Genomic DNA, 22426 nt, shown 5'->3' with positions numbered 1-22426 from the left:
TCAGCAGTCAAAAATCCTTAATTGCCCATGCACAAAGCAAGATCAGTCTATTTGCAGCACAAGAAGGATTACGTGCGTATGCAGGCAAAGGCAAAGTTGAAATCCAAGCCCAAGGAGATGGGGCGGATTTGATTGCACGAAAGGGTATTCAAATTATTTCCACGGAAGATACAGTCGAAATTAAAGCCAGTAAGAAAATAGTACTGACAGCTGGTGGTAGTCAAATTGAGATTAGCAGTGCAGGGGTATTGCCAACTACTGCTGGAAAATTTGAGGTGAAGGCCGGGCAACATTTATTTTTAAATGGCTCGAAAGTCAATATAAGTCTTCCTTTTTTTCCTCAAAGTGTATGTTGGGAATGCTTGGCAAGAAGAGCGAGTCAACGAGGTGCATTTGTGAATAAAGGGGATGGTCAATAGATGTCGAAAATAATAAAAAATGATTTAAGTCGTTTCTTTGAGCAATTCCCTAGAGAAAACTATTTTATATATGGGGTGATTGATGCTGCACAAGATAGTAGCTTTTTAAAACGTAAGGACATTTTGCAATCACGTAATATATTGGTTGAGGCAGCCGGTGATAAAGCATCGGAGTTATCACCACATTTAATTCAATTGAGTCATAATATAAATAGTTCTGAGTGGGAATATATTAATCATCGGATTGTTGGTACATCACGAATGACTTTAATTGTCACAAGGCTAACTTTCGATGACTTATATGCGCACTTAAGACAATTTATAGATGTTAAGTTTGAGGGGGGACTTGAAATGTATTTGGCATTTTGGGATCCTGCGATACTTGGTACATTAGTAGGGCAAAAAACTGATAAAACTTTATATGTACAACAACAAGTATTATTGGAAGAACAAAAGAAGATTCTTTTAAAGCCAATTTATAGTTGGTGGTATTGGGATCGTATAGGTCAACTACATACAATTATTGGTTATAATAATTGTGAATTACAAATATTTTATGACTGGCGCCAGCCCTTTGAATTTACAATTGAACAAGAAGAACTAATGGTCGAAGCTACTTTTCCTGATCATCTAATTTATTATTTAAAATTAAATAATCCTTTTTTGATAAAGTCATTCAATAATTGGGACTTGTATTTATATGTTATTGAAATGCTTAAAAAGGCTAGAGAATATTCGCTAAATGGCACTAGAGATATTTTAAATTTTATATGTTTGACATTGATTTATAAAGATAAGTTTGAAAGTGATATGTTTTTGCAAAGTGTTCTTTTAAAAGTAAAAAATAAAATCATCAATATGGATCAGGCAATGGAAGAAGCTGAAGATTTGATGCAACTGAGCTAGTGCATTTATAGTGATTTAAATACTATGAATAGTAATAAATTACTAATTTAAAAATTGTATATTTAAAATTAAGGGTAAGTTAATGAATGTTTTAAAAAAAATTGTAATGCTGCCGATTACTATAATGATGGGTCTAGTTGGGTGTAGTACAGGATCCACAAAAACATATGTTTTGACTACAACATCTTATGGTTATGATGCTAATTATATCCCCTATATCGTTGAATTAAATCAAGAAGAATTAGGCGGTGGGTTTGGTAGTGGAACGAAAAGGTCAGCAGTTTTAACTGGGTCACAATTTGTTAAATGGGGTGAAACAAATAGTTCCCGCAAACATACAGCAATCAATGTTCCTATATTAACTTCTGAAGAAATAAAAGGTAAAAAATACTTAGCAGTACATTTATATCCAGATGATAGTGTAGAGATTACCTTATCAAATGAATTGCCTCGTGCTACTAAAAAAGGTTTAGAGTGGAGAGCAAAAATAATTGATGAATTGAATGCAAAAGAAAAAAAATAAGAGAAGACTATGTTTAATGAATTACAGAAAATAAAGAATAGTAATCAAGATGTTTCTAATCAGGGTCCTAATGCTAAACAGGATTGTTCTGATGTAGTTAATATTTCAGTTTTTTTTGATGGAACTGGAAATAATTTAGAGAATGATGAAAAAATTGCCAAGTTAGCTAATCCTGCAAAACTATGGCGTAATGCTATTTCTTATAGTAACTTTGAAATGCGTTCTCTAAAAACGCCTATACAGTTAAGTCATCCAATTTACATTTCAGGTGTTGGAACTCCATTTAATGGAGAGATTAATAATTGGATTGACAAACAAATAGCAAATTCTCAAGATACATTTCCTACTGGTGGCGCTACTGGAGTTGGCGGATCTAGGCGCTTAGAATATGGTGAAGACCAGATTAGTGAAACGTTAACCAACGTTTTAAAACTTAAAATTGAACAAGTTGAAGCGATTCTTAAGCCACAAGTTGAGGAACGTAAAATTGAAGCTGAAGCAAAAATCGAAGCTAATTTAAACCAGCATCGATTAATTAAAAAAATCAATCTATCAATTTTTGGTTTTTCCCGCGGTGCTGCATTGGCACGAGTGTTCTCTAATGAAATGATTTGGAATAACGAAAGTAAAGATTTAAGTTTAAACTACAGTCTAGCAGGACAATCTGAAAAAATACCTTTGGATATTCAATTTCTTGGATTGTTTGATACTGTAGCTTCATTTGGTTTACCAGCTACGAATATGCCGAATAAGTTGAGCTTTAGAGGGCGGGATATGGTAGTTGATCCTAGGGTTAAAAATTGCTTGCATTTGGTTGCTGGTAATGAATTAAGATTTTCTTTTCCTGTTGATTTAATACGTAAAGATGGCAAATTAGCCAATCCAAAAACGTGGAAAGAAATAGTTTATCCTGGTATGCACTCAGATGTTGGAGGAGGTTATCAGCCAAATTCACAAAATGTAGATAATAATTTCGCAAGAATACCTTTAAAACATATGATGGATGCTGCAGTATCAGCGAATGTAAAAATTTTTGACTATTTAAAATTAGAAAGCGAACATAAAGAACTATTTGAAAAAGAATTCAAGATTAATGAAGAAACACAACAATTATTTAATTCAGTTAAAAAAGAAGTAGGTGCTTCTACTGGTGTTACAGAACATGATATCCAAAATTACATGAAATTATATTATGGTTCTTATGGAACGTTACACCGAAGAAGACAAAAACATTTAATTAATGGTGATATTGAGCAAGCAAATGCTTCGCGTTCAGTTAGCCAAATTTCTAGGGAGGAGGATGGTTTTGAGTTTCCAACCGGACCTGCTGATATGGCAACTGAAGTTGAACGTATTAAGTGGACAAAGAACTATACTACATTTAATCAGTCAAATATTACGGGTGTAAAACACCTTTTTAGAATTTTTTATCCTGCATTTAAACTGTATGAAATGCTTGTGCATATTGATGAGTGGGAGTTGGAAAGTTGGGAAAAAGACGTCTCTCAAGAAGCTGTAGATTTTTATTCAAATTATATACATGACTCTAAATATGGGTTTGTGGCAAATGTAGAGCCGTTTAGTTATTTTAGACAGAGAACTGTATATGAGTCTAATCGTAGTTGGAAAGGACGTAGAACTGATAAAAAACTTGGACCTATATATGAACAGATACAAAATGAACCTGAAGAGAAACCCTTAGAAAGCGATTCTATATGCCAAATTTAAAATACCAAGTGGGATGAATTAGCAGTAATAAAAAACGAGGCAAAAGCCTCGTTTTATCTGATTCAAACTAATTATTTTTCAACGAATGCACGTTCAATCACGTAGTCGCCTAGAACGCCCATCTTAGGAGATTCTTTCAGGCCGTGCTGGTCAAGTAGTGCAGCAACGTCGTCTAGGAATGCAGGTGAACCGCAAAGCATTGCGCGGTCAGTTTCAGGGTTGAAACGAGGAAGACCAATTTTTTCGAAAAGTTGACCAGATTCAATGGCAGTAGTTACACGGCCTTGAGTATGGAATTCTTCACGAGTTACCGTAGGGTAGTAAACCAATTTTTCTTTCGCGCCTAATTCACCAAAGAATTCGTGGTTAGGAATTTCATCTAAGATTAAATCTTGATAAGCCAATTCCGAAATGAAACGAGTACCATGTACAACGATGATTTTTTCAAAACGTTCGTAAGTTTCAGGGTCACGAATCACTGAAAGGAACGGTGCAAGACCTGTACCTGAAGAAAGTAGGTATAAGTTTTTACCAGGGTTTAAGTCATCTAGAACTAAAGTACCTGTAGGTTTTTTAGACACTAAAATTTCATCGCCAACTTTTACTTTTTGTAAAATAGACGTTAAAGGACCATCTGGAACTTTAATAGAGAAAAACTCTAATTCTTCTTCATAGTTTGCGCTTGCAATAGAATAAGCGCGCATTAAAGGCTTACCATTTACTTCAAGGCCGATCATCACAAATTGACCGTTTTTAAAACGTAACGCAGTATCGCGAGTGGTTTTAAAAGAGAATAAAGTGTCATTCCAATGGTGGACGTGAGTAATCTTTTCGACGTTAAAAGCAGCCATTAAAGGTCTCAATAAAATTATCAAATTAGAACAGCTTACTATTCTAATCTAAAATCATTCTCGATAAACTGAATATATTTAATTGAACTTATCAGAAAAAGTGATTATGTCTGAGCTTAAAATGCCAATTATCGGGTATATGAAATCTCCCTACCGAGAAAAGTTTGGTATTCCACGTCAGCCGAATTTGGTGCAAGTCGAATCTTATATTGAAATGGTGGAACCTTATAACGATTTATTGGCTTTTGAAGGGATTGAAGATTTTAGTCATCTTTGGCTAATTTGGCAGTTTCATGAAAATAAAAATGCAGATTCGACAAAATTTCGTCCGCAAGTTCGTCCTCCGCGTTTAGGTGGTAATCAAAAAATCGGGGTATTTGCAACACGAAGTATGTACCGGCCGTCACCTATGGGCTTGTCGGTTGTGCAGCTCAAAGGCGTGAAAAAAGTCGGAAAATCGGTACGAGTCTATGTGGTCGGCAGTGATTTGTTAGATGGCACGCCAATTTTAGATATCAAACCATATATTCAATATTCTGATGCAGTGATGGATGCGCAAAGTGGTTATGCGCAGGATGAGCCAGAAAGAAAATCTGTGATTTGGTCAGAGCACGCTGAGCAACAAAAACAGGTATTTTTGAATAATGGCAATTTAACCGATCAATTAAAAGCAGAACTGGAACAAGTATTGAGTTTAGATCCACGTCCTGCTTATCAGCATGATGATGAACGTGTGTATGGCATGTTATTTGGTGGATTGAATGTAAAATTTCAGGTCTGTGATCTACAAATTCTGATTATTGATATATCTTAATAAAAAAGGAGCTTTTAGCTCCTTTTTTATTAAATGTGTAAATTATTTATTTGCTGCAAAACTTTGTTTGATTGCGTTAAGAGCAACATCGTTATACATGCTGCAAGAGTTCTCAGCTAATTGTTTAAACTCTAAAAATTGAGTTTTTTGAGTAGGATTAGTTGAAGTATTTATCCAATTATCAATAACCTTAATTAAATCCTGCATATTGTATTCCACTCCTTTAGGAGATAGGTAAGCGTCATAAAAACGATTTTTATATTGAGCTACGCCATATTCACTCTCATCATCAGCTACGGTATAGGCTACAGTATCTTTCATGATGTATTTTTTCGCAGTAATATCTGTACTAAGATCAGCCCACCAGTCAGCTAAAAAACTTTGACTATCACTATCTGAGGAATCTGTTAAATCTAAATACTGTTCACTATTTGATACTTTATTTAATTGTAAACAGCGAGAACCAGCGGGAAACTTAATATTTGAAATAGCTGTTAAGTATTTGAGAGCATCGTTAGAAATATAGTTGCTTGAATCAGTAATATTATTTTTTATGATCCAATAATTATAGGCATCAACTTGAGATGCTAGGATTTCACCTTCAAGATTGAAGGACTTCATTGTTGTCGTAATTTTTAGACCTGATGAATTAATAGAGGAATGAGGACTTAGCGTCCACACATTATTTGCAATGGATATATTGCCATTCAGATAGCCATACGAACTGTGTAGAGATCCTTCATCATACAAGCCATTCGCTGTGACCATAAATGAATCGCTACTTTCTGAAGTATATAGTTTACCATTATCGATAGTTGCAGTATCACTTTCGTATGACAGCACATCACTTTCACTGTCGAGTTCAAAAGTTGACCACTGTTGGAAAGCAGCATTTGGTATCGTTGGATTTTCGCTGGAGTCATTATTAGAGGTTGAGTTTCCACCGCCACCGCCGCAGGCAGTTAAGCTAAGAATAGTCATCGTATAAATTGCTAATATTTTTATTTTCATCATAAATCTTCTTATATCGTAATTATAAAGCCCTGATAGGCAACTTTATTATAGCTTAAATTTATGAATGTTTTCATTAATAACAAAAATAGTATGCTTTCAGAAAACCTATGTGCAAAACACAAATGACACAAGCGTGCCTTTAGAATTTTTTGCTATAGTAGTTTTATGTTTGGGGAACATAGAACAATGACTTTTAATTTTGAAATTGACACTTCTTGGTGTTTAGACCAATTACAAAAAGATGGACGTATTACTGAACGGGACAAAATGCTGATTCAAACCACGCACCGTCAGCGTGAGCAGTTGAAATGGCATCCTTTACAATGGATTGCCAATTTTAATTTAGTCGATCAGAGTCATCCGCAGTCTACCTTAACACTTAATAGACTCTGTCAATGGTTGGCAGAAAAGTCAGGTGTACCGTTTTATATTATCGATCCTTTAAAAGCTGATGTGCCTGCACTGACAGCCATTATGTCGCAGGAATTTGCAGTACGAAATCGCATTTTAGCGGTGGAATTACAAAATGAGCATGTGTTGATTGCAACGGATCAACCTTATAAAAATGAATGGATTGCCAATTTAGAAAGAACGGTATTACCACGCAAGATTCAGCGTGTATTACTCAGTCCAGATCAACTACAGCGATATTTGGTTGAATATTACCAAGTGAGTCGTGCGGTCAGTAATTCGCAAAAATCATCGAGTTATGACCGTGAAAATAAAGGCGTTGAAGCGCTATTACAATTAGGTGATACACAAAATCCAGATGCCAATGATCAGCATATTGTGAAGCTTGTGGATTGGGTCTTACAGTTTGCCTTCGAACAAGGTGCAAGTGATATACACCTCGAGCCGCGTAAAGATACAGGAAAGGTGCGTTTTCGTATCGATGGCGTATTGCATACCATCTACAACATGCCCGCAAATACCCTGACAGCCGTGGTCTCGCGAATTAAGATCTTAGGTCGGATGAATGTGGCTGAAAAACGTAAACCGCAAGATGGACGTTTAAAAACCCGTACACCCAAAGGCCAAGAAACAGAGCTGCGTTTATCGACGTTGCCAACGGCCTTTGGTGAAAAGTTAGTCATGCGTATTTTTGACCCTGAAGTCTTGGTACGTAGTTTCCAACAGCTCGGTTTTGAAGGGCGTCTGTTAGATGATTGGAAGGCCTTAACCAGTCATAGTCACGGTATTATTTTAGTGACTGGTCCGACGGGTTCGGGTAAAACCACCACGTTATATTCATCGCTCAAACAATTGGCAACCGAAGAAGTGAATGTCTGTACCATTGAAGACCCGATTGAGATGTTAGAGCCAAGTTTTAACCAAATGCAGGTGAATACAGGGATTGATCTAGGCTTTGCCGATGGTGTACGGGCTTTAATGCGTCAAGACCCTGACATTATCATGGTCGGGGAGATCCGAGATCATGATACGGCAAATATGGCGATCCAAGCTGCATTAACAGGTCATTTGGTGCTTTCAACTTTACATACCAATGATGCACCATCGAGTTTGACGCGATTACATGATCTGGGGATTCAGCCTTTTTTAACGGCAGCGACCATTTTAGGGGTTTTGGCACAACGTTTGGTTCGTCAACTCTGTCCACACTGCAAGCGTGAGACTTTTATCAATGAACAAGAGTGGAAACATTTGACCTTTGAATATGCGATACAAATGCCTGATTTTGTCTACGAGGCGGTGGGCTGTGATGAATGTCGTCAAACGGGGTATAAAGGCCGTGTGGGGATTTATGAATTTATGCCGCTCAGTATTGAAACCAAGCAATTGATTGGTGCCAATGCAGATTTAACCCAATTACGTACACAGGCACGTAAAGAGCATGTCGAACCATTACGAATTGCAGGTGCACGTAAAGTACTTGCAGGGGTGACGACTTTAGAGGAAGTCCTGCGTGTCGTACCGCTCAACTAATGGTTTGATCAAATAAATAAAAACGTCTTTGCAGCTTAAGATTCGACTCATCTTGCTTTGTTTAAATAGTGCTATCGAAATAGACAAAGTAAGAGAGACCGAAGATGAAAACATTCACTCAATTGGTATGTGTTTTAGCATTTGCAGGTGTGGCATCGGTTGCAGTCGCGAATACAGCAGTTAATCAAACAGCTGTTGCACCGATGAAAACCACATCAGTGAAACATGCCTTAGACTTAAAAGATGATAGTAAAGTTCAATTGAAAGGTTATGTTGTCAAATCGATGGGCGATGAAAAATATCAGTTCCGCGATAGCACAGGCAGCATTACGGTGGATATTGATGATGAACTTTGGCAAGGCAAAGCGATTTCAGCTAAAACACCCGTAACGCTCATTGGAGAAATCGACATTGATTACAAACCGACGAAACGCGTTGAAGTTGATGTCGATCAAGTAAAATTTTAATTTAGCCTGTCATTCAATACAGTGCTGCACTATAAAAAACCACGGCTTGCTGTGGTTTTTTTATGATTTGAGTAGATATGAGCAAAAGTTCGATACACTGAAGTCGGAACCATAGAAATAGGGTAGGTAAGATGCGAATTTTATTGGCAGAAGATGATGCATCCCAAGCCGACAGTATAAAAACATGGCTTGAAATGGATGGCTACAGTGTTGATTGGGTTGATCGCGGCGATCACGCTATTTTAGCTTTAGAACAACATCAATATGATTGCATACTTTTAGATCGTGGCTTACCAAAAGTAACTGGTGATGAAATTTTAACACGTATCGTACAGTTGCATCCGCTCACACCAGTTTTATTTATTACTGCTCGGGACAGTATTGCAGATCGTGTTGAAGGTTTAGATCTGGGTGCTCATGATTATTTGGTAAAACCCTTTAGCTTGGAAGAGTTGTCAGCAAGGGTGCGTGCCCAATTACGCTTGCATCATCAGCAGCGTGATAATTGTTTGACTTTTGGTGATTTAAGTTTGGATGTACAAGCCAAAATGCTGCGTAAAAATGCGGAACTAATTACGCTGACATCGCGTGAATATCAAATCTTGCATAAGATGATGTTGAATCCTGAGCATATTATGACACGTAGCCAACTCGAAGAATCACTCTATGCATGGGGCGATGAAGTTGAAAGTAATGCGATCGAAGTTTTTATTTACCAATTGCGTAAGAAGATTGGCAGTGATTACATTAAAACCTTAAGGGGGTTGGGTTATCGCATGAATCTTCCGCAACAAAGCTAAGTCTATGAGTGATAAAAAAAGCATTTCCTTACAGTCGCAACTGATTAAAACCTCACTGCTCAGTGCAATTTGGGCGGGAGCAATCTCCCTGTGTCTGATGTTGGGATTTGGGCTGTATCACATCATGAATGTGCATGATGCCCTGATGGACGAAGTGGCTGACATGCTCACTGCTACTGATCTCACGCTGAAGCAAGACGAACAAATAGATGAACTGAGTGAAGAGTTTGATATGCAATATCAACTCATGCAAGGGCAGCAAGTCTTAACCACGTCGGAACAACACACAGCATTTGAACATCAGCTCAATTTAAAACATGGGCTGCATTATCAATGGAGAGAAGGCGCGTTATGGCGTAGCTATGCACTTCAGGACGATGGATTAACCGTACAAATCATTCAACCGATGAAAACACGGCTCAGAGAAACGCTGCAAAGCGTACTAGGCTATGCAGGGATTCTGTTGATTGTCTGGTTGATCCAATGGCTATTACTACATATTTTGATTAAACGTCAATTGAAAGTTCTAAAGCTCTTTTCAAAACAAATCGCTGAAAAAAATGTAGATGACTTACAAGCCATCGTCTTACCTGAACCTGTATTACAGGAACTAGAACCGATCCAAACACAGCTGAATTTTTTATTAAACCGATTAGATCAAGCCTTAGAGGCGGAACAACGCTTTACCTCCGATGCCTCACATGAATTACGCTCACCGCTGTCTGCGATTCAAATGCGACTTCAGGTATTAAAACGAAAATATCCCGACATTCAGGAGGATTTATTGAGCATACAGCACGATGTTAATCGAGGAACGCGCGTGCTGGAAAATCTACTGATTTTGGCGCGGCTCGACCCGACGCAATCAGAGCAATTGGATAAAAAACAGAACGACTTAGAACAGCTGAGTTTACAAGTCATTGATGCTTTACAGCCGTTTATTGAAGAAAAACAGATCGAATTGAAGCTACAGACCCAGTCTGTACAGTTTGCTATGAACGCAGAGTTGATGTTTAGCTGCCTACGCAATTTAGTCGATAACGCTATTCGCTATAGTCCTACGCAAGGACAGGTCAAGATTGATTTAACGGTAACAGCACAGCAGGCGGTTTGGACGATTGAAAATCAAGGTGCGGGACTGACAGTCGCAGAATTGCAACGCATTGGCGAGCGATTTTACCGTGTATTGGGAACGAAGACGCAAGGTTCAGGTTTAGGTATTTCAATTGCCCAAAAAATTGTACAGTTACATCAAGGTCAATTAAGTGTGAAAGCCTCTGAACTGGGCGGCTTAAAGGTACAACTTATTTTTCCAATCCGCTAAACACATGATTTGCCCTATGGAATTTGAGCGAAAGAGTATTATGAGAGGAAGATGAGTGTTGCGTTTTAAATTAAGTTTGAGTACCTATAAAGCTTAATTTGACTAAGTACAAAACTTAAAAAGCAGTAAGCGAATGGCTTACTGCTTGTGTCCACGATTATTTTTATTGCGCTGATAATTATTATTTTTATCAGAAATTATTTGGTCAAAATAAGGCGATTATTTCGTGTTAAACGTAGTCGATATTCTTCACCTGCATGCATAATGCGAATTTCACGTCCTAAAGCAAAAAGGTTGTTTGAATGTAGCATTGGCAGTGAGTGGTGTGCTTCATTGCTACGAGTAAAAAGGCTAAATGGTGCGTTCATTCCGTCGACTCCGTGGTGTATTTCTGAATGGTTTAAATGATAATCATTATCGAATAGGCCTGTCAACGGTAATTTTAGGATTTTATAAAAAAGATAAATTTGCTTACACTTGGATATCAATTGGAACAGAGTAGAGAGCAGGGAACTATGTCGAAACCGCAAATCGATGTCGCCATTGCGATTTTATTGCATCAAGACAAAGTACTGGTGGGTTGGCGTGAAGCAAAACAACATCAGGGCAATAAACATGAGTTTCCGGGTGGTAAAGTCGAGCAGGGTGAAAGTCCTGAACAAGCGTGTCGTCGTGAAATTTTTGAAGAGGTTGGAATTGGTTTACATGACTGGCATGCTTTTGATTTTATTCAGCATGAATATGATGATGTTGTTGTGAAATTACATTTATTTCATGCCACCGTCCCGCATGCGTTGCTGAATGAAATCCAAAAGCCATGGGCCTGGTATTCGCGTCAACAACTTATGAGTTTGAATTTTCCAAAGGCCAATCAAGCTATTTTGCAGCGCTTATATTGGCAGCAACAGATCAAAATCACCGCCGATCTACCAACATTTGAAACGCTTCAAGAGATGTTGTTGTATTATTGGCGAGTCGATGCCAGTGCAGAAAATGCAGCGGCATTAAATCAATTACCTACCGTGATTTTAAAGCAATTGATAATTAATGAAGATCTATGGTCTTTACTCTCTACAGAGGTTCAAGCACATATTTCGGCTTTACATCTTAAGCAGCACCAATTGCTGAAAAAAAATAAAGGTGATTTACAGCCTGGGAAGCGCTATATCGCCGCTTGTCATGATCAAGTTTCTGCACTGCATGCGCAAAAAATTGGCTGTGATGCTATTTTTATGAGCCCAGTTCTGGCGACACAAAGTCATCCAGAGGCGCAAGGTATGGGATGGGCGCATTTTTCTGAGATTGCACTAAATATAGAAATCCCTGTTTTTGCTTTAGGTGGGATGCGTCCTGAATTGCTACCTATTGCACAGCAGCATCATGCTTATGGGGTGGCAGGTATTCGCAGTTTTTAGAAACTAGAATGTGTATATTGAATTAAAGTCGTATTTGAAAGTTGTTATGTAAAATTCAGTGAAGGTTGGTTAGAAATAGACTTACTATTTGTAAGCTATTTACTGATGTTACTCCCGTAAAAATAATTACGCATTTTTAAAATGATTTTTAAACCGATACGACGGAGTCTTAAATCTAGAGATTGAGTAAAGGGATTAGCCTTCGGCTGGAGGTACTCTTACGAAACGATGCTTCTCATTAGGCAAAATGAGAAGCGTGCTTCATAAGGAAACCATCTTGCGGTGCAATGCACCTCACTGACAAAACTCGTTCACTAGCGTCAATTTATCCAAAGTATCGCAAACATTTTTAAATAGATGTAGTTTTGTCTCAAACGCTTGCAGATGACGTTACCGTGTATCGTACTTTTATTTAGATCAAATTATGCTTCTGATGTTACTGCGTAACATTATTTAATAATAACTATGAGAAATAAACTTACTTTTAGTATGTTTTAAATAATAAGCCTGATCTCAATTAAGAACAGGCTTTTTTATGGGTGCTTAAAGAGCTTTGATGGCTTGTTGGGCTTTTTGAATGGTGCTGCTTTTCTTTTGCATTTGACCAGCTTTTAAAACAACATTCCAAAGCTGTTGTTTCATCGGCTTGGTTTGAGCATAGCTTAATCCACGCAGTGCCAACGATTCTGCATTCGCAGGTTGATTTTTTCGATTGGCGATCATTGCCAAATATAAAAAAGTTTCCGCAGATTGTGGTGCCAAACGCTGTGCTTGAGTTGCAGCACTTTCAGCTTCATTCCATTTTCCATTGGCATAAGCGGTTTGCGTAGTTTGCATCAATTTTTTGAATGCAGGTAAGTCGCGGCCATCATCAAACTTTTGAATTTGGGTTTTCTGCTCAGGAATAACGATACGTTGACGCTTAATTTCTGGATGGTCATATGGCGTAATGATGACCCCAGAAGGGTCATGGATATCTGCCTTTTTTTCAGGTGCAGCAGGCGGCTTTTGCTCAGGTTCGATCATGGTTTGGCAACCTGCCAAAATGATCGTCAAAACGCTCAGAATACTGAACGTTTTTAAAAATTTAATGTTGTGCAGTTTAATTTGAATACTCTCCACTTGAGATGATGCGAGGTTGATCAGATGAACCCTGATCATTATCGACATCACTTTCACGAATGTAGTCACCTAAACTATCATTTTGTTCCTGAGTTGGCTGCGTCTCTTCAGTATCAACTGTGTAAGGTTCTACTTCATATTGTGTCGAACCACATGCCGTAGCTTGATTTGGAATGGAGTTGCGCGACAGAGGAATATACATCGCACCCGTACAATGCTGCGCAGATAAATTACCTGAATAACGGTCTAACCAATGCCACTGTACGCTGTCTGGTTGACGTAAATTAACTGGTTTTTGACGTAACTGCTTCATCACATTGGTCCAAACAGGAAGTGCTCCTGACGAACCAGTTAAGCCTGTAACTTTGTTGTTGTCTAAACCTAACCAAACCACACTTAAGTAATTACCTGAATAACCTGCAAACCATGAGTCACGCGTATCATTGGTTGTCCCTGATTTACCTGCAAGTTTGAGTGAAGCGGGTAATGATGCATAAGCAGAACGGCCTGTCCCTGAACTCATGACTTGTTGTAAACCATAGTTCAAGATAAAGGCTGCATCAGGTGCAATAGTCGGTTGTACCGTTAAGCTATAACGATCTAATAAACGACCATTGGCATCGACCACTGAACGAATAGCTTTCACTGGATATTTGAAGCCACCGGTTGCAAAGTTTCCATAGACACTCATCACTTCCATCGGTGACATATCGATAGCGCCGAGGTAAATCGAAGGGTAGTTTGGAATATTAGAAGTCACACCAAACTTTTTCAGATGGTTAATAAACGTGGACATACCGAACTCTTGACCTAAGCGTACCGCAGAGAGGTTATAAGAGTTTGATAGGGCATCGACCATTGGTACGACACCATGTGCACCACCACTATAGTTTTTCGGTGTCCAAGCTTTGCCATCACTTTGAATGCTGATAGGACTGTCTTCGATTTGACTCGCCCAGTTATAGCGGTTGGATTCTATCGCACTGAGGTAAATCACAGGTTTTAGCAATGAACCCACTTGACGTTTAGCATCCATCGTACGGTTAAAGCCAGTAAAGTCCTGCGTTGAACCGACTGCTGAAACCAATTCACCATTTTCAGGATGAGACACCAGTACCGCGCCTTGTAATTCTTTCAAGCGTGCTGGATTGGCATTACTTAAACGTGCCACAGATTCTTTAAATGCAGTTTGTACACGAGTTTGAGCAATCGGGTCCATCGCGGTGAAAATACGCAGACCTTGATTGGTCAAATCGCTTTCTTGGTATTCGGTACGCAATTGACGACGCACGATATCCATATAGTCAGGGAAGCGAGAAGGGCCCAATGTTGGTTTAGTAATGACATTTAATGGACGTGCAGACTCAGTTTCATATTGTTCCTGAGTTAAATAGCCCATGACCACCATATTATTTAATACAATATTACGGCGTTTAATCGCACCTTCAGGGTTTTTCCACGGATTAAATAGGGTCGGGCCTTGAACTAGACCGACTAAATACGCCTGCTGAGCAATATTTAGTTCACGTAGGGGTAAACCAAAATAGAATTGTGAGGCTAAACCATAACCATTGATTGAATAATTACCGTTTTGACCTAAGTTCACTTCATTTAAATAAGCTTCAAGAATTTCATCTTTGTCATAGTGAAGTTCAATCAGCATCGCCATTAAGGCTTCATTGGCCTTACGCTTAATGGTTTTTTCAGGCGATAAATAGAAATTTTTCACCAATTGTTGAGTGAGGGTCGAACCACCTTGACGTTTACCACCGGTGACATTACTTACGATGGCACGTGCTGTACCACGAATGGAAATACCATGATGCTGATAGAAATTACGGTCTTCGGTAGCAATTAAAGCTTGGATTAAAGGCTTTGGCACTTTATCAAGTTTGATCAGCACACGGTCTTCATTGTGCTGAGGATAAATACCGCCAATTAACATTGGCTCTAAGCGGGCAATACCACTACTTGAAGGCTTAGTCGCACTCACTTCAGTGATTTGATCTTCACCAAAGGTCACTTTAAGGACTTGTTCAGGGTCGACATTATCACCAAAGTCAAAACCACGCGTATGGATATAGGTCACATTGCCAGAAGTAACGTAACTTCCCGTTTTGGCATAGCTGTCTTGAGCGTTATAGCCCAAAAGTTTCAGTTCTTGGTTGAGGTCTGCTTGGCTTACAGGCGCATTGGTATAAATTTCTAAAGGACGAGCAAATACCTTGGCTGGAATATCCCAACGTTGACCTTCAAATTTGTCCCGTACAATATTATCTAGACGAATAAGATAAATGCTGAACACGAGAAATCCGCCGATAATCAACAGCGAAAAAATCAGTGCAATTATGCCTATGCCACGTTCAGACTTCATAAATAGTGATAAGACCCTGAGAAATTTTGCTAATCATGCGAAGCTTTTCAGTATTTTGCAATATTTAAACTGTTATATGTATGCAAAATATTGGAAGCTACTTCACTAAAGTCGAAACTTTAAAGTTTTTTTAAATCATTTCTGTTAGTGATATGATACCAATGAGGCGAAGCGGAGCAAAAGCGCAGGTGCAAATTTCACATAAATCATTTCGAAACATTGGGTTGATTGGTCGTCCAGACAAATCATCAGTGATCGAAACCCTATGTTTGATCCACGATCATATTTTGAGTTTGGGATTACATCCTGTATTTGATATGCAAACAGCGCAGCTGGTTCCCTACAATAATACTCAGACGGTCAGCCGTAATTTATTGGGTGAAGTTGTCGATTTGGTGATCGTAGTTGGCGGTGATGGTTCATTGCTTCATGCTGCACGTGCCTTGGTGAAATACAACACTCCTGTGATTGGGGTGAACCGTGGTCGTTTGGGCTTCCTGACCGATATCAAACCGACAGAAGTGATTTTCAAGTTAGATCAAGTGCTCAAAGGTGAGTTTCAGCTAGACCGACGTTTCTTGTTGGAAATGGAAATTCGCTCGAAAGGCGAGTCGATTTATGATGCTGTGGCTTTAAATGATATTGTGCTGCATTCAGGTAAATCGGTACATATGATCGACTTTGAACTGAATATTGATGGGCAATATGTATACCGCCAACACAGTGATGGTTTAATTGTTTCGACACCAACTGGCTCTACAGCCTATGCATTATCTGGTGGTGGTCCGATTGTCCACCCAAGTATGGATGCGATTGCCTTAGTGCCAATGCATCCTCATACTTTGTCGTCACGTCCGATTGTCGTGGGCGGACAAAGTGAAATTAAAATTTTGATTCGTGAAAACCGTGTTTTACCAATGGTCAGTGCCGATGGTCAACACAGTGTATCATTGGGTGTAGGCGATAGTTTACATATCCGCAAACATCCATTTAAGCTCAACTTATTACATCCACCTGGTTATGACTTCTATATGGCATGTCGTACCAAGCTAGGCTGGAACCAAGATTTTGACTCATTAAAGCAGGATTAATTATGAATATTGAACAGATGCTTGCCGTACTCGATCCTGAAATTGTTGGTCGATTAAAAACGGCAATTGAAATTGGTAAATGGCCAAATGGTGTAGCGCTGACTCAAGAACAACGTCAAATTTGTATGCAAGCGGTGTATGCATGGGAAATTAAACATTTGCCAGAAGATGAGCGTAGTGGTTATATCGACCGCGGGACCAAAGAAGAAGATGAGCATTGCGACTCACATGTGGAAGAACCTGAGTTCAAGCCGATTCGTTTCGTTTAATCCTTTTTCTTTCTGATTGAAAAAGCCAGCTTAATGCTGGCTTTTTTATTAGCTGATGCATACCTAAATTTGTTGCTTCATATCTGCTTATTTAAGCGTGACGATTTGCCCACATGGTTTTGGCAGTTTGCATGGCTTCATCAAAACTTGCGACTGCACCCATGGTATATAGTGCGATTCCCATGGTTTCGGTGACTGCGATTTCACCATATTCATGTGTCTGCTGACCGTCCCAAACGGCTTTAAAAACGGCCAAATCAAGTTCTTCTTCGACTGGACTACGGTTGTCCGTCAGTTTAGGCAACTCATGTTCATACATTTCACCATCCTTGATACCACAAATTAATGTTTTTGCATCGGGGTTACGTTCGAATTCACCACCTTCACCCTTAATGACAGCACTATTTTGATAACCCAATTGAAATGCCGCACGTTGGTGTGATCCACGATAGGCTGGATGGAAAATCGCTTGCATGGTGGCTTTGGCATTAAATGGATTTATCAGACGCGCAAGGGTGTGAATTGGGGAACGTAAACCCATCACATTGCGTAGTGAAATTAAATCACTGAGTATTGGTGAAATGACGTCGAGCGGAATATAAGCAAAATGACGTTGTATTAGTTGCTGTTCCACATCTGTATCATTTTGGCAAATAGGAAAACCCAAATACTCTAATACTTGTTCTGTATAAAGGCGGTTAATGGTATGACCTGAAGCGCCATGCATTACGACATTGTAGCCGTGTTTTGCTAGCGTTAATGCGGCCAATAAAAACCAAGGATAATGTTTGCGTTTACCTGCATAAGATGACCAATCTAAATCGACATCAAGTTTTTTAAACTTGAGCTGATCACGTGTGGCTTGGACAAAGCCAGTGAGTTCATCGACTGACTCTTCTTTTACACGCAATAACATCAAGAAAGCGCCCAATTGAACGTCTAAAACCTCATTTTTTAAGATCATGCTGAATGCTTGGTAGGCTTCATCATAAGTGAGCGAACGTGCGCCATTTTTACCTTTACCCACGATACGGACAAATTGCGCAAAAGGATGTTCAAAATCTTTGTAAATATTTCGTTTATTGTTCATGCAAATACGGGGCTTAAAATTAGGACTTAAGGGTAGTTTACTTCTATAGTTGGTATTTTTCAGCCTGATAATGGGCGTAAAAAATGCAGTCTTTAGACTATAGTCTAATGATCTCGGTCTATTATTTAACCGAAATTAACATTTGTGGCAGAACAAGCCATTAAAAAACAGGTAAAATTTAACCTACTTTAGTATGCGTTTCATCTCCTGATCAATGTGCTGATTCTATATCAGGTCCTGATGTGATTATTTAATCACCATACATATTTCGTTTTTCTGTATTTGGCTAAGTCAAATACCTTTGGTGCTCTTTTGTCGAAGACAAAGGGGTTTTGGGCTGTTTATTTTTTGAAAATAGACAAAAACTGAATATTTCTTTGAAGCAGAAATATATCGTGAAGTAATGTCATGGCTAAAAAACCAATTTATAAGTCACTATATTTTCAAGTGATCGTTGCCATTATTGCGGGTGTATTGGTGGGTCATTTCTCACCAAGTGGTACGCAAATTATCAATGGTACCGAGCAATACGTAAAAGGCTGGGGTGAATTGTTCTATCCACTAGGACAAGGTTTCATTAAGCTAATTAAAATGATTATTGCACCTGTGATCTTCTGTACCGTGGTAAGTGGTATTGCAGGCATGGAAAGCATGAAATCTGTGGGTAAGACAGGTGGGGTCGCTTTACTATACTTCGAAATCGTTTCGACCATCGCACTCATTATTGGTCTTGCAGTGATTAATATTGCAAAACCAGGTGTGGGCATGAACGTAGATCCAGCATCTTTAGATACTGCAGGTATTTCTAAATATGTTGAATCTGGTGCAGCGCAATCTACCCAAGAATTTTTTATGAATATCATCCCAAACACCGTTGTTGGTGCGTTTGCTGAGGGTGAAATTCTTCAAGTTCTATTATTTGCCTTATTATTTGGTTTTGCTTTGCATAAACTTGGTGATGCAGGTAAGCCTGTATTGAAGTTTATTGATCAAATTGCACATGTATTCTTTAACATTGTAAACATGATCATGAAGCTTGCACCAATTGGTGCTTTCGGTGCGATGGCTTATACCATTGGTAAATATGGTATTGGTAGTTTGGCACAATTGGGTCAATTGATCATCTGCTTCTATATCACATGTTTGCTGTTTATTTTCATTATACTTGGCTCAATTGCACGTATTTGCGGTTTCAGTATTTTGAAAATGATTCGTATGATTCGCGAAGAGTTACTGATCGTACTGGGTACGTCATCTTCTGAATCTGTACTGCCACGTATGTTGAAAAAACTCGAACTTGCTGGTGCAGAAAAATCTGTAGTGGGTCTTGTTATTCCAACAGGTTATTCATTTAACCTAGATGGTACGTCTATTTACCTGACTATGGCAGCAATCTTTATTGCACAAGCGACCAATACACCGCTTGATATTTCGCATCAGATCACATTGTTATTGGTTCTACTCATTTCATCTAAGGGTGCTGCGGGTGTGACGGGTTCAGGCTTTATTGTGATGGCTGCAACATTGTCTGCTGTGGGTCATATTCCTGTTGCAGGTTTGGCATTAATTCTTGGTATTGACCGTTTCATGTCAGAAGCACGTGCATTAACGAACCTTGTAGGTAACTCATTGGCAACGATTGTGGTTGCGAAATGGGTGGGTCAATTAGACAAAGAAAAACTGGATTTTGCTTTAGCAAATCCTGAAGAAATTGACCGTCAGATGCAAGAAGAAGGCAATGCACATCATGCTTAACGCTGATGCTGTGATGTAAAAGATGTAATTAAAAAGGAAGCTTCGGCTTCCTTTTTTAATGCAAGGGCAAAGCCAAATTTGAACGCTTTAGTTTTTAGGCATGACGGCTGTTCTAAACTGCAATAGGATGGAGCTCAACAAAATAACAAACTCAACCAAGGAAGAAACACATGCTGGCTTATGATGCAGACTTAGAATTATTTCGAGATAACTTTCGCCGCTTTATGGCAGAGCATGTCGCACCACATTATGAGCAATGGGAACGTGAAGGTATTATGCCGCGTTCAGTATGGAATGCTTTGGGTGAAAATGGCTTTTTATGTGTGGATGTGCCTGAAGAATATGGCGGCTATGGCGTCCCAACGCATTATTCACTGATGCTAGTTGAAGAATCTGCGCGAGCAGGTTTTAGTGCATTATCGACAGGTATTTCATGCCATTCTGAAATTGCAGCGCCTTATATTTTGCACATTGGTTCAGAAGAACAAAAACAATATTGGTTACCGAAAATGGTCACGGGTGAAGTGGTTGGTGCTATTGGTATGACAGAGCCGGGTGCAGGTTCGGACTTGCAGTCTATGCGCAGTAGTGCAATTTTGCAGGGTGATCATTATCTGCTCAATGGTTCGAAAACCTTTATCTCAAATGGTCAACATGCAGACTTAGTGGTATTGGCCGCGAAAACCGATCCACAAGCACGTGCCAAAGGCGTGTCACTACTCTTAGTCAATACACATTTGGATGGATTTAAGAAAGGTACCAACCTCGACAAAATTGGTCTACATGCACAAGACACTTCTGAGTTGTTTTATGACAACGTCAAAGTGCCAAAAGAGCAACTTTTGGGACAAGCTGGACAAGGCTTTGCTTACTTGATGCAAGAGTTACCGCGTGAACGTACCGCAATTGCCTCGACTGCAATTGGTGCGATTCGTGGTTCCATTGATGTGGCAACGCAGTATGTTAAAGAGCGACAAGCGTTCGGACAGGCGATCGGACAGTTCCAAAATACTCGTTTTGTCTTGGCACAGGCTAAGATTGACGAATTGGCTACAGCGGCATTTTATAATCAAAATGTTGAACTTTATATGCAAGGCAAACTTGATGTTGAAACTGCAGCAGCACTCAAGAGCTTTTCTACCGATATGCAAATGAAAGTGGCCCATAATCTACTTCAATTATTTGGTGGCTATGGTTATATGACGGAATATCCAATTTCACGTTTCTTTGTCGATGCACGTATTCAGCAAATCTACGGTGGCACCAATGAAATTATGAAAGAAATCGTGGCACGAAGTATTTTAGGTCGATAAACAAATTATCAGGCTGAAAATTAAAATAGCGAAGTGATGACTTCGCTATTTTTTTAAGATGTCTTTCTATAGATTTGCGTGTTTGAATTAGATTATGCGGTTGAGTGTAAGTGAATATATTGAGACCTAAGATAATGACGGTTGCCCCAAAACTTGCAGACAGACTTCAATAAATTCAGGTGTATCTAAAGTACTGCGAGACGATATATATAGGTTATTATCATTCACGACCGATTGATCCGACACCACCACACCTGCGTTTAGTAAAGCAGATTTCAGCGTTTCAGATTGGGCGAAATGGCGACCTTGTATGACACCAGCTTCTAATAACAACTGTGGACCATGGCAACTGCTCAAGATCGGCTTTTGGCTATCTGCAAAATTACGTACAAAATAGATAAAACGGTCATCTAAAGCGAGTTTCTCTGGGGAATAACCGCCGGGAATAAACAATGCATCAAAATCATGCACAGAGGCATCGTCGATACTTTGGTCAATGGTGATCTGGGAACGGCGTTTAATACCGTAAACAATTTTTCCAACCTGATCTTCGATATTGATAATGCTGTGCCGAGCGGCTCGAAATGCCTCCACAGGCTCAAGATACTCAATATCTTCAAAATCGTAGGTCACTAACACTGCAATTTTCTTGTGCATACTTGTACCTATGGGTCTGTTATTTTTTTTCTGATATTTAGACTACAAAGCAATGAAAAAAATTACCTGTGTCTTTTGTAATAAATGCGTCAATGACTGTAAACACTAGATGAAAGTGCCTATTAAGTCACTGAAAAAACGATCAATGACCAAGTGTTTATATATATCATCTTTAAGTTTCAAATTATTTCTATGCCATGAAAGCCAAGTTTTGAATTTTTTATTTTGCTGCAGGTATTGAGAGCAAAATTTAAAAATGAAATGACCAATGAAACAAATTGATTGATGGGCTTATACAAGGAGATGGATCTATTCAAATTAGCTAGAAAGGAGAAAGGTTATTTATTGTGCTGCTCAAGATGAATGATCAATAAAGCCGTCAAAAGGTAAGATTTGCCTTAATTATGGCTTTAGCTATCAGTTTGGCTGTTTTGGCTCTTAAGTTAAGCTGATGAAGCTTTAATCAACTGTATGTTTTTAAGGCTGAAACCATCAAAGTCGTATTGCGCAACATTTGAAAGCTAACTATTGTTATACTGTTTGCAAAATT

The 22426-nt window shown here is 38.9% G+C and carries 21 protein-coding genes; 14 read left to right on the top strand and 7 right to left on the bottom strand.

Annotated features, from left to right (window positions below; translation table 11 throughout):
* From B1201_RS16115 to B1201_RS16100, 4 genes are all read left to right on the top strand, one after another.
* Positions 1 to 419 (top strand): DUF2345 domain-containing protein (locus tag B1201_RS16115; RefSeq protein WP_143221721.1); only part of this gene is annotated, 419 nt, incomplete at its 5' end.
* Positions 420 to 1325, top strand: coding sequence for a DUF4123 domain-containing protein (locus tag B1201_RS16110; RefSeq protein WP_078194430.1), 906 nt, complete (start codon positions 420 to 422; stop codon positions 1323 to 1325).
* Between the two features lie 82 nt (positions 1326 to 1407).
* A complete protein-coding gene (locus B1201_RS16105) occupies positions 1408 to 1848 on the top strand; it encodes a hypothetical protein (protein ID WP_078194429.1) in 441 nt (146 codons plus the stop codon).
* Between the two features lie 9 nt (positions 1849 to 1857).
* Positions 1858 to 3576 (top strand): T6SS phospholipase effector Tle1-like catalytic domain-containing protein, encoded by a 1719-nt coding sequence (locus B1201_RS16100; protein ID WP_078194428.1) that lies wholly within the window; start codon positions 1858 to 1860, stop codon positions 3574 to 3576.
* A 71-nt stretch (positions 3577 to 3647) separates the two neighbouring features.
* Here the strand turns inward: B1201_RS16100 and B1201_RS16095 are convergent, their stop codons facing one another.
* On the bottom strand, positions 3648 to 4427 hold the full coding sequence (locus B1201_RS16095) for a ferredoxin--NADP reductase (RefSeq protein ID WP_078189109.1): 780 nt from the start codon (positions 4425 to 4427) through the stop codon (positions 3648 to 3650).
* Positions 4428 to 4533: 106 nt separating this feature from the next.
* On the opposite strand from B1201_RS16095, the gene tsaA reads away from it, so the two are divergent.
* Complete coding sequence (gene tsaA / locus B1201_RS16090; protein ID WP_078194427.1) at positions 4534 to 5241, top strand: tRNA (N6-threonylcarbamoyladenosine(37)-N6)-methyltransferase TrmO; 708 nt, start codon at positions 4534 to 4536, stop codon at positions 5239 to 5241.
* A 42-nt stretch (positions 5242 to 5283) separates the two neighbouring features.
* On the opposite strand, the gene B1201_RS16085 is transcribed toward tsaA, so the two are convergent.
* Positions 5284 to 6255, bottom strand: coding sequence for a hypothetical protein (locus B1201_RS16085; RefSeq protein ID WP_143221720.1), 972 nt, complete (start codon positions 6253 to 6255; stop codon positions 5284 to 5286).
* Between the two features lie 186 nt (positions 6256 to 6441).
* Here B1201_RS16085 and B1201_RS16080 point away from each other — a divergent pair, with 186 nt between their 5' ends.
* The 4 genes from B1201_RS16080 (at position 6442) to B1201_RS16065 (ending at position 10790) form a co-directional block, all read left to right on the top strand.
* Positions 6442 to 8199 carry a GspE/PulE family protein gene (locus B1201_RS16080; protein ID WP_078194425.1) on the top strand — a complete coding sequence of 586 codons (1758 nt, stop codon included), beginning with the start codon at positions 6442 to 6444 and terminating at the stop codon, positions 8197 to 8199.
* A gap of 104 nt (positions 8200 to 8303) precedes the next feature.
* A complete protein-coding gene (locus B1201_RS16075; protein ID WP_078194424.1) occupies positions 8304 to 8666 on the top strand; it encodes a NirD/YgiW/YdeI family stress tolerance protein in 363 nt (120 codons plus the stop codon).
* 131 nt (positions 8667 to 8797) lie between these two features.
* Positions 8798 to 9466: a response regulator transcription factor gene (locus tag B1201_RS16070; RefSeq protein ID WP_078194423.1), complete on the top strand. Its 669-nt coding sequence runs from the start codon at positions 8798 to 8800 to the stop codon at positions 9464 to 9466.
* 4 nt (positions 9467 to 9470) lie between these two features.
* A complete protein-coding gene (locus B1201_RS16065) occupies positions 9471 to 10790 on the top strand; it encodes a sensor histidine kinase (RefSeq protein ID WP_078194422.1) in 1320 nt (439 codons plus the stop codon).
* 197 nt (positions 10791 to 10987) lie between these two features.
* On the opposite strand, the gene hemP is transcribed toward B1201_RS16065, so the two are convergent.
* Positions 10988 to 11158, bottom strand: coding sequence for a hemin uptake protein HemP (gene hemP, locus B1201_RS16060; RefSeq protein WP_078189103.1), 171 nt, complete (start codon positions 11156 to 11158; stop codon positions 10988 to 10990).
* Positions 11159 to 11305: 147 nt separating this feature from the next.
* Between hemP and B1201_RS16055 the strand changes: the two genes are divergently transcribed.
* A complete protein-coding gene (locus tag B1201_RS16055; protein WP_078194421.1) occupies positions 11306 to 12205 on the top strand; it encodes an NUDIX domain-containing protein in 900 nt (299 codons plus the stop codon).
* 543 nt (positions 12206 to 12748) lie between these two features.
* Here B1201_RS16055 and B1201_RS16050 read toward each other — a convergent pair.
* A complete protein-coding gene (locus B1201_RS16050; RefSeq protein WP_078194433.1) occupies positions 12749 to 13231 on the bottom strand; it encodes a tetratricopeptide repeat protein in 483 nt (160 codons plus the stop codon).
* A gap of 76 nt (positions 13232 to 13307) precedes the next feature.
* Positions 13308 to 15701 (bottom strand): penicillin-binding protein 1B, encoded by a 2394-nt coding sequence (gene mrcB / locus B1201_RS16045; RefSeq protein ID WP_078194420.1) that lies wholly within the window; start codon positions 15699 to 15701, stop codon positions 13308 to 13310.
* 152 nt (positions 15702 to 15853) lie between these two features.
* Between mrcB and B1201_RS16040 the strand changes: the two genes are divergently transcribed.
* A complete protein-coding gene (locus B1201_RS16040; RefSeq protein ID WP_078194419.1) occupies positions 15854 to 16792 on the top strand; it encodes an NAD(+) kinase in 939 nt (312 codons plus the stop codon).
* Between the two features lie 2 nt (positions 16793 to 16794).
* Positions 16795 to 17061: a YeaC family protein gene (locus B1201_RS16035; protein WP_078189099.1), complete on the top strand. Its 267-nt coding sequence runs from the start codon at positions 16795 to 16797 to the stop codon at positions 17059 to 17061.
* Between the two features lie 91 nt (positions 17062 to 17152).
* Here B1201_RS16035 and B1201_RS16030 read toward each other — a convergent pair whose 3' ends face one another.
* Entirely contained in the window at positions 17153 to 18151 is a 999-nt protein-coding gene (locus B1201_RS16030; RefSeq protein WP_078194417.1) for a glycosyl transferase family protein, read from the bottom strand.
* 408 nt (positions 18152 to 18559) lie between these two features.
* On the opposite strand from B1201_RS16030, the gene B1201_RS16025 reads away from it, so the two are divergent.
* Together B1201_RS16025 and B1201_RS16020 are read left to right on the top strand one after the other, a co-directional pair.
* Positions 18560 to 19906, top strand: a complete 1347-nt coding sequence (locus B1201_RS16025) for a dicarboxylate/amino acid:cation symporter (protein WP_078194416.1) — start codon at positions 18560 to 18562, stop codon at positions 19904 to 19906.
* A gap of 170 nt (positions 19907 to 20076) precedes the next feature.
* Positions 20077 to 21219, top strand: coding sequence for an acyl-CoA dehydrogenase family protein (locus B1201_RS16020; RefSeq protein WP_078194415.1), 1143 nt, complete (start codon positions 20077 to 20079; stop codon positions 21217 to 21219).
* A 126-nt stretch (positions 21220 to 21345) separates the two neighbouring features.
* On the opposite strand, the gene B1201_RS16015 is transcribed toward B1201_RS16020, so the two are convergent.
* Positions 21346 to 21876, bottom strand: a complete 531-nt coding sequence (locus B1201_RS16015; RefSeq protein ID WP_078189095.1) for a DJ-1/PfpI family protein — start codon at positions 21874 to 21876, stop codon at positions 21346 to 21348.
* Between the last annotated feature and the right edge of the window lie 550 nt (positions 21877 to 22426).

This window comes from Acinetobacter sp. ANC 5600, assembly GCF_002018395.1.
Taxonomy (GTDB): domain Bacteria; phylum Pseudomonadota; class Gammaproteobacteria; order Pseudomonadales; family Moraxellaceae; genus Acinetobacter; species Acinetobacter amyesii.
The sequence above is the reverse complement of the archived record's forward strand: the minus strand, read 5'-3'. Positions and strand labels throughout refer to the sequence as shown.

Coding starts and splice junctions, on each gene's coding strand:
- B1201_RS16070 (WP_078194423.1), top strand. CDS start 8,798: ATGCGAATTTTATTGGCAGAAGATGATGCATCCCAAGCCGACAGTATA.
- B1201_RS16015 (WP_078189095.1), bottom strand. CDS start 21,876: ATGCACAAGAAAATTGCAGTGTTAGTGACCTACGATTTTGAAGATATT.
- B1201_RS16075 (WP_078194424.1), top strand. CDS start 8,304: ATGAAAACATTCACTCAATTGGTATGTGTTTTAGCATTTGCAGGTGTG.
- hemP (WP_078189103.1), bottom strand. CDS start 11,158: ATGAACGCACCATTTAGCCTTTTTACTCGTAGCAATGAAGCACACCAC.
- B1201_RS16085 (WP_143221720.1), bottom strand. CDS start 6,255: ATGATGAAAATAAAAATATTAGCAATTTATACGATGACTATTCTTAGC.
- B1201_RS16065 (WP_078194422.1), top strand. CDS start 9,471: ATGAGTGATAAAAAAAGCATTTCCTTACAGTCGCAACTGATTAAAACC.
- mrcB (WP_078194420.1), bottom strand. CDS start 15,701: ATGAAGTCTGAACGTGGCATAGGCATAATTGCACTGATTTTTTCGCTG.
- B1201_RS16055 (WP_078194421.1), top strand. CDS start 11,306: ATGTCGAAACCGCAAATCGATGTCGCCATTGCGATTTTATTGCATCAA.
- B1201_RS16020 (WP_078194415.1), top strand. CDS start 20,077: ATGCTGGCTTATGATGCAGACTTAGAATTATTTCGAGATAACTTTCGC.
- B1201_RS16050 (WP_078194433.1), bottom strand. CDS start 13,231: ATGATCGAACCTGAGCAAAAGCCGCCTGCTGCACCTGAAAAAAAGGCA.
- B1201_RS16110 (WP_078194430.1), top strand. CDS start 420: ATGTCGAAAATAATAAAAAATGATTTAAGTCGTTTCTTTGAGCAATTC.
- B1201_RS16095 (WP_078189109.1), bottom strand. CDS start 4,427: ATGGCTGCTTTTAACGTCGAAAAGATTACTCACGTCCACCATTGGAAT.
- B1201_RS16035 (WP_078189099.1), top strand. CDS start 16,795: ATGAATATTGAACAGATGCTTGCCGTACTCGATCCTGAAATTGTTGGT.
- tsaA (WP_078194427.1), top strand. CDS start 4,534: ATGTCTGAGCTTAAAATGCCAATTATCGGGTATATGAAATCTCCCTAC.
- B1201_RS16105 (WP_078194429.1), top strand. CDS start 1,408: ATGAATGTTTTAAAAAAAATTGTAATGCTGCCGATTACTATAATGATG.
- B1201_RS16040 (WP_078194419.1), top strand. CDS start 15,854: ATGATACCAATGAGGCGAAGCGGAGCAAAAGCGCAGGTGCAAATTTCA.
- B1201_RS16100 (WP_078194428.1), top strand. CDS start 1,858: ATGTTTAATGAATTACAGAAAATAAAGAATAGTAATCAAGATGTTTCT.
- B1201_RS16030 (WP_078194417.1), bottom strand. CDS start 18,151: ATGAACAATAAACGAAATATTTACAAAGATTTTGAACATCCTTTTGCG.
- B1201_RS16080 (WP_078194425.1), top strand. CDS start 6,442: ATGACTTTTAATTTTGAAATTGACACTTCTTGGTGTTTAGACCAATTA.
- B1201_RS16025 (WP_078194416.1), top strand. CDS start 18,560: ATGGCTAAAAAACCAATTTATAAGTCACTATATTTTCAAGTGATCGTT.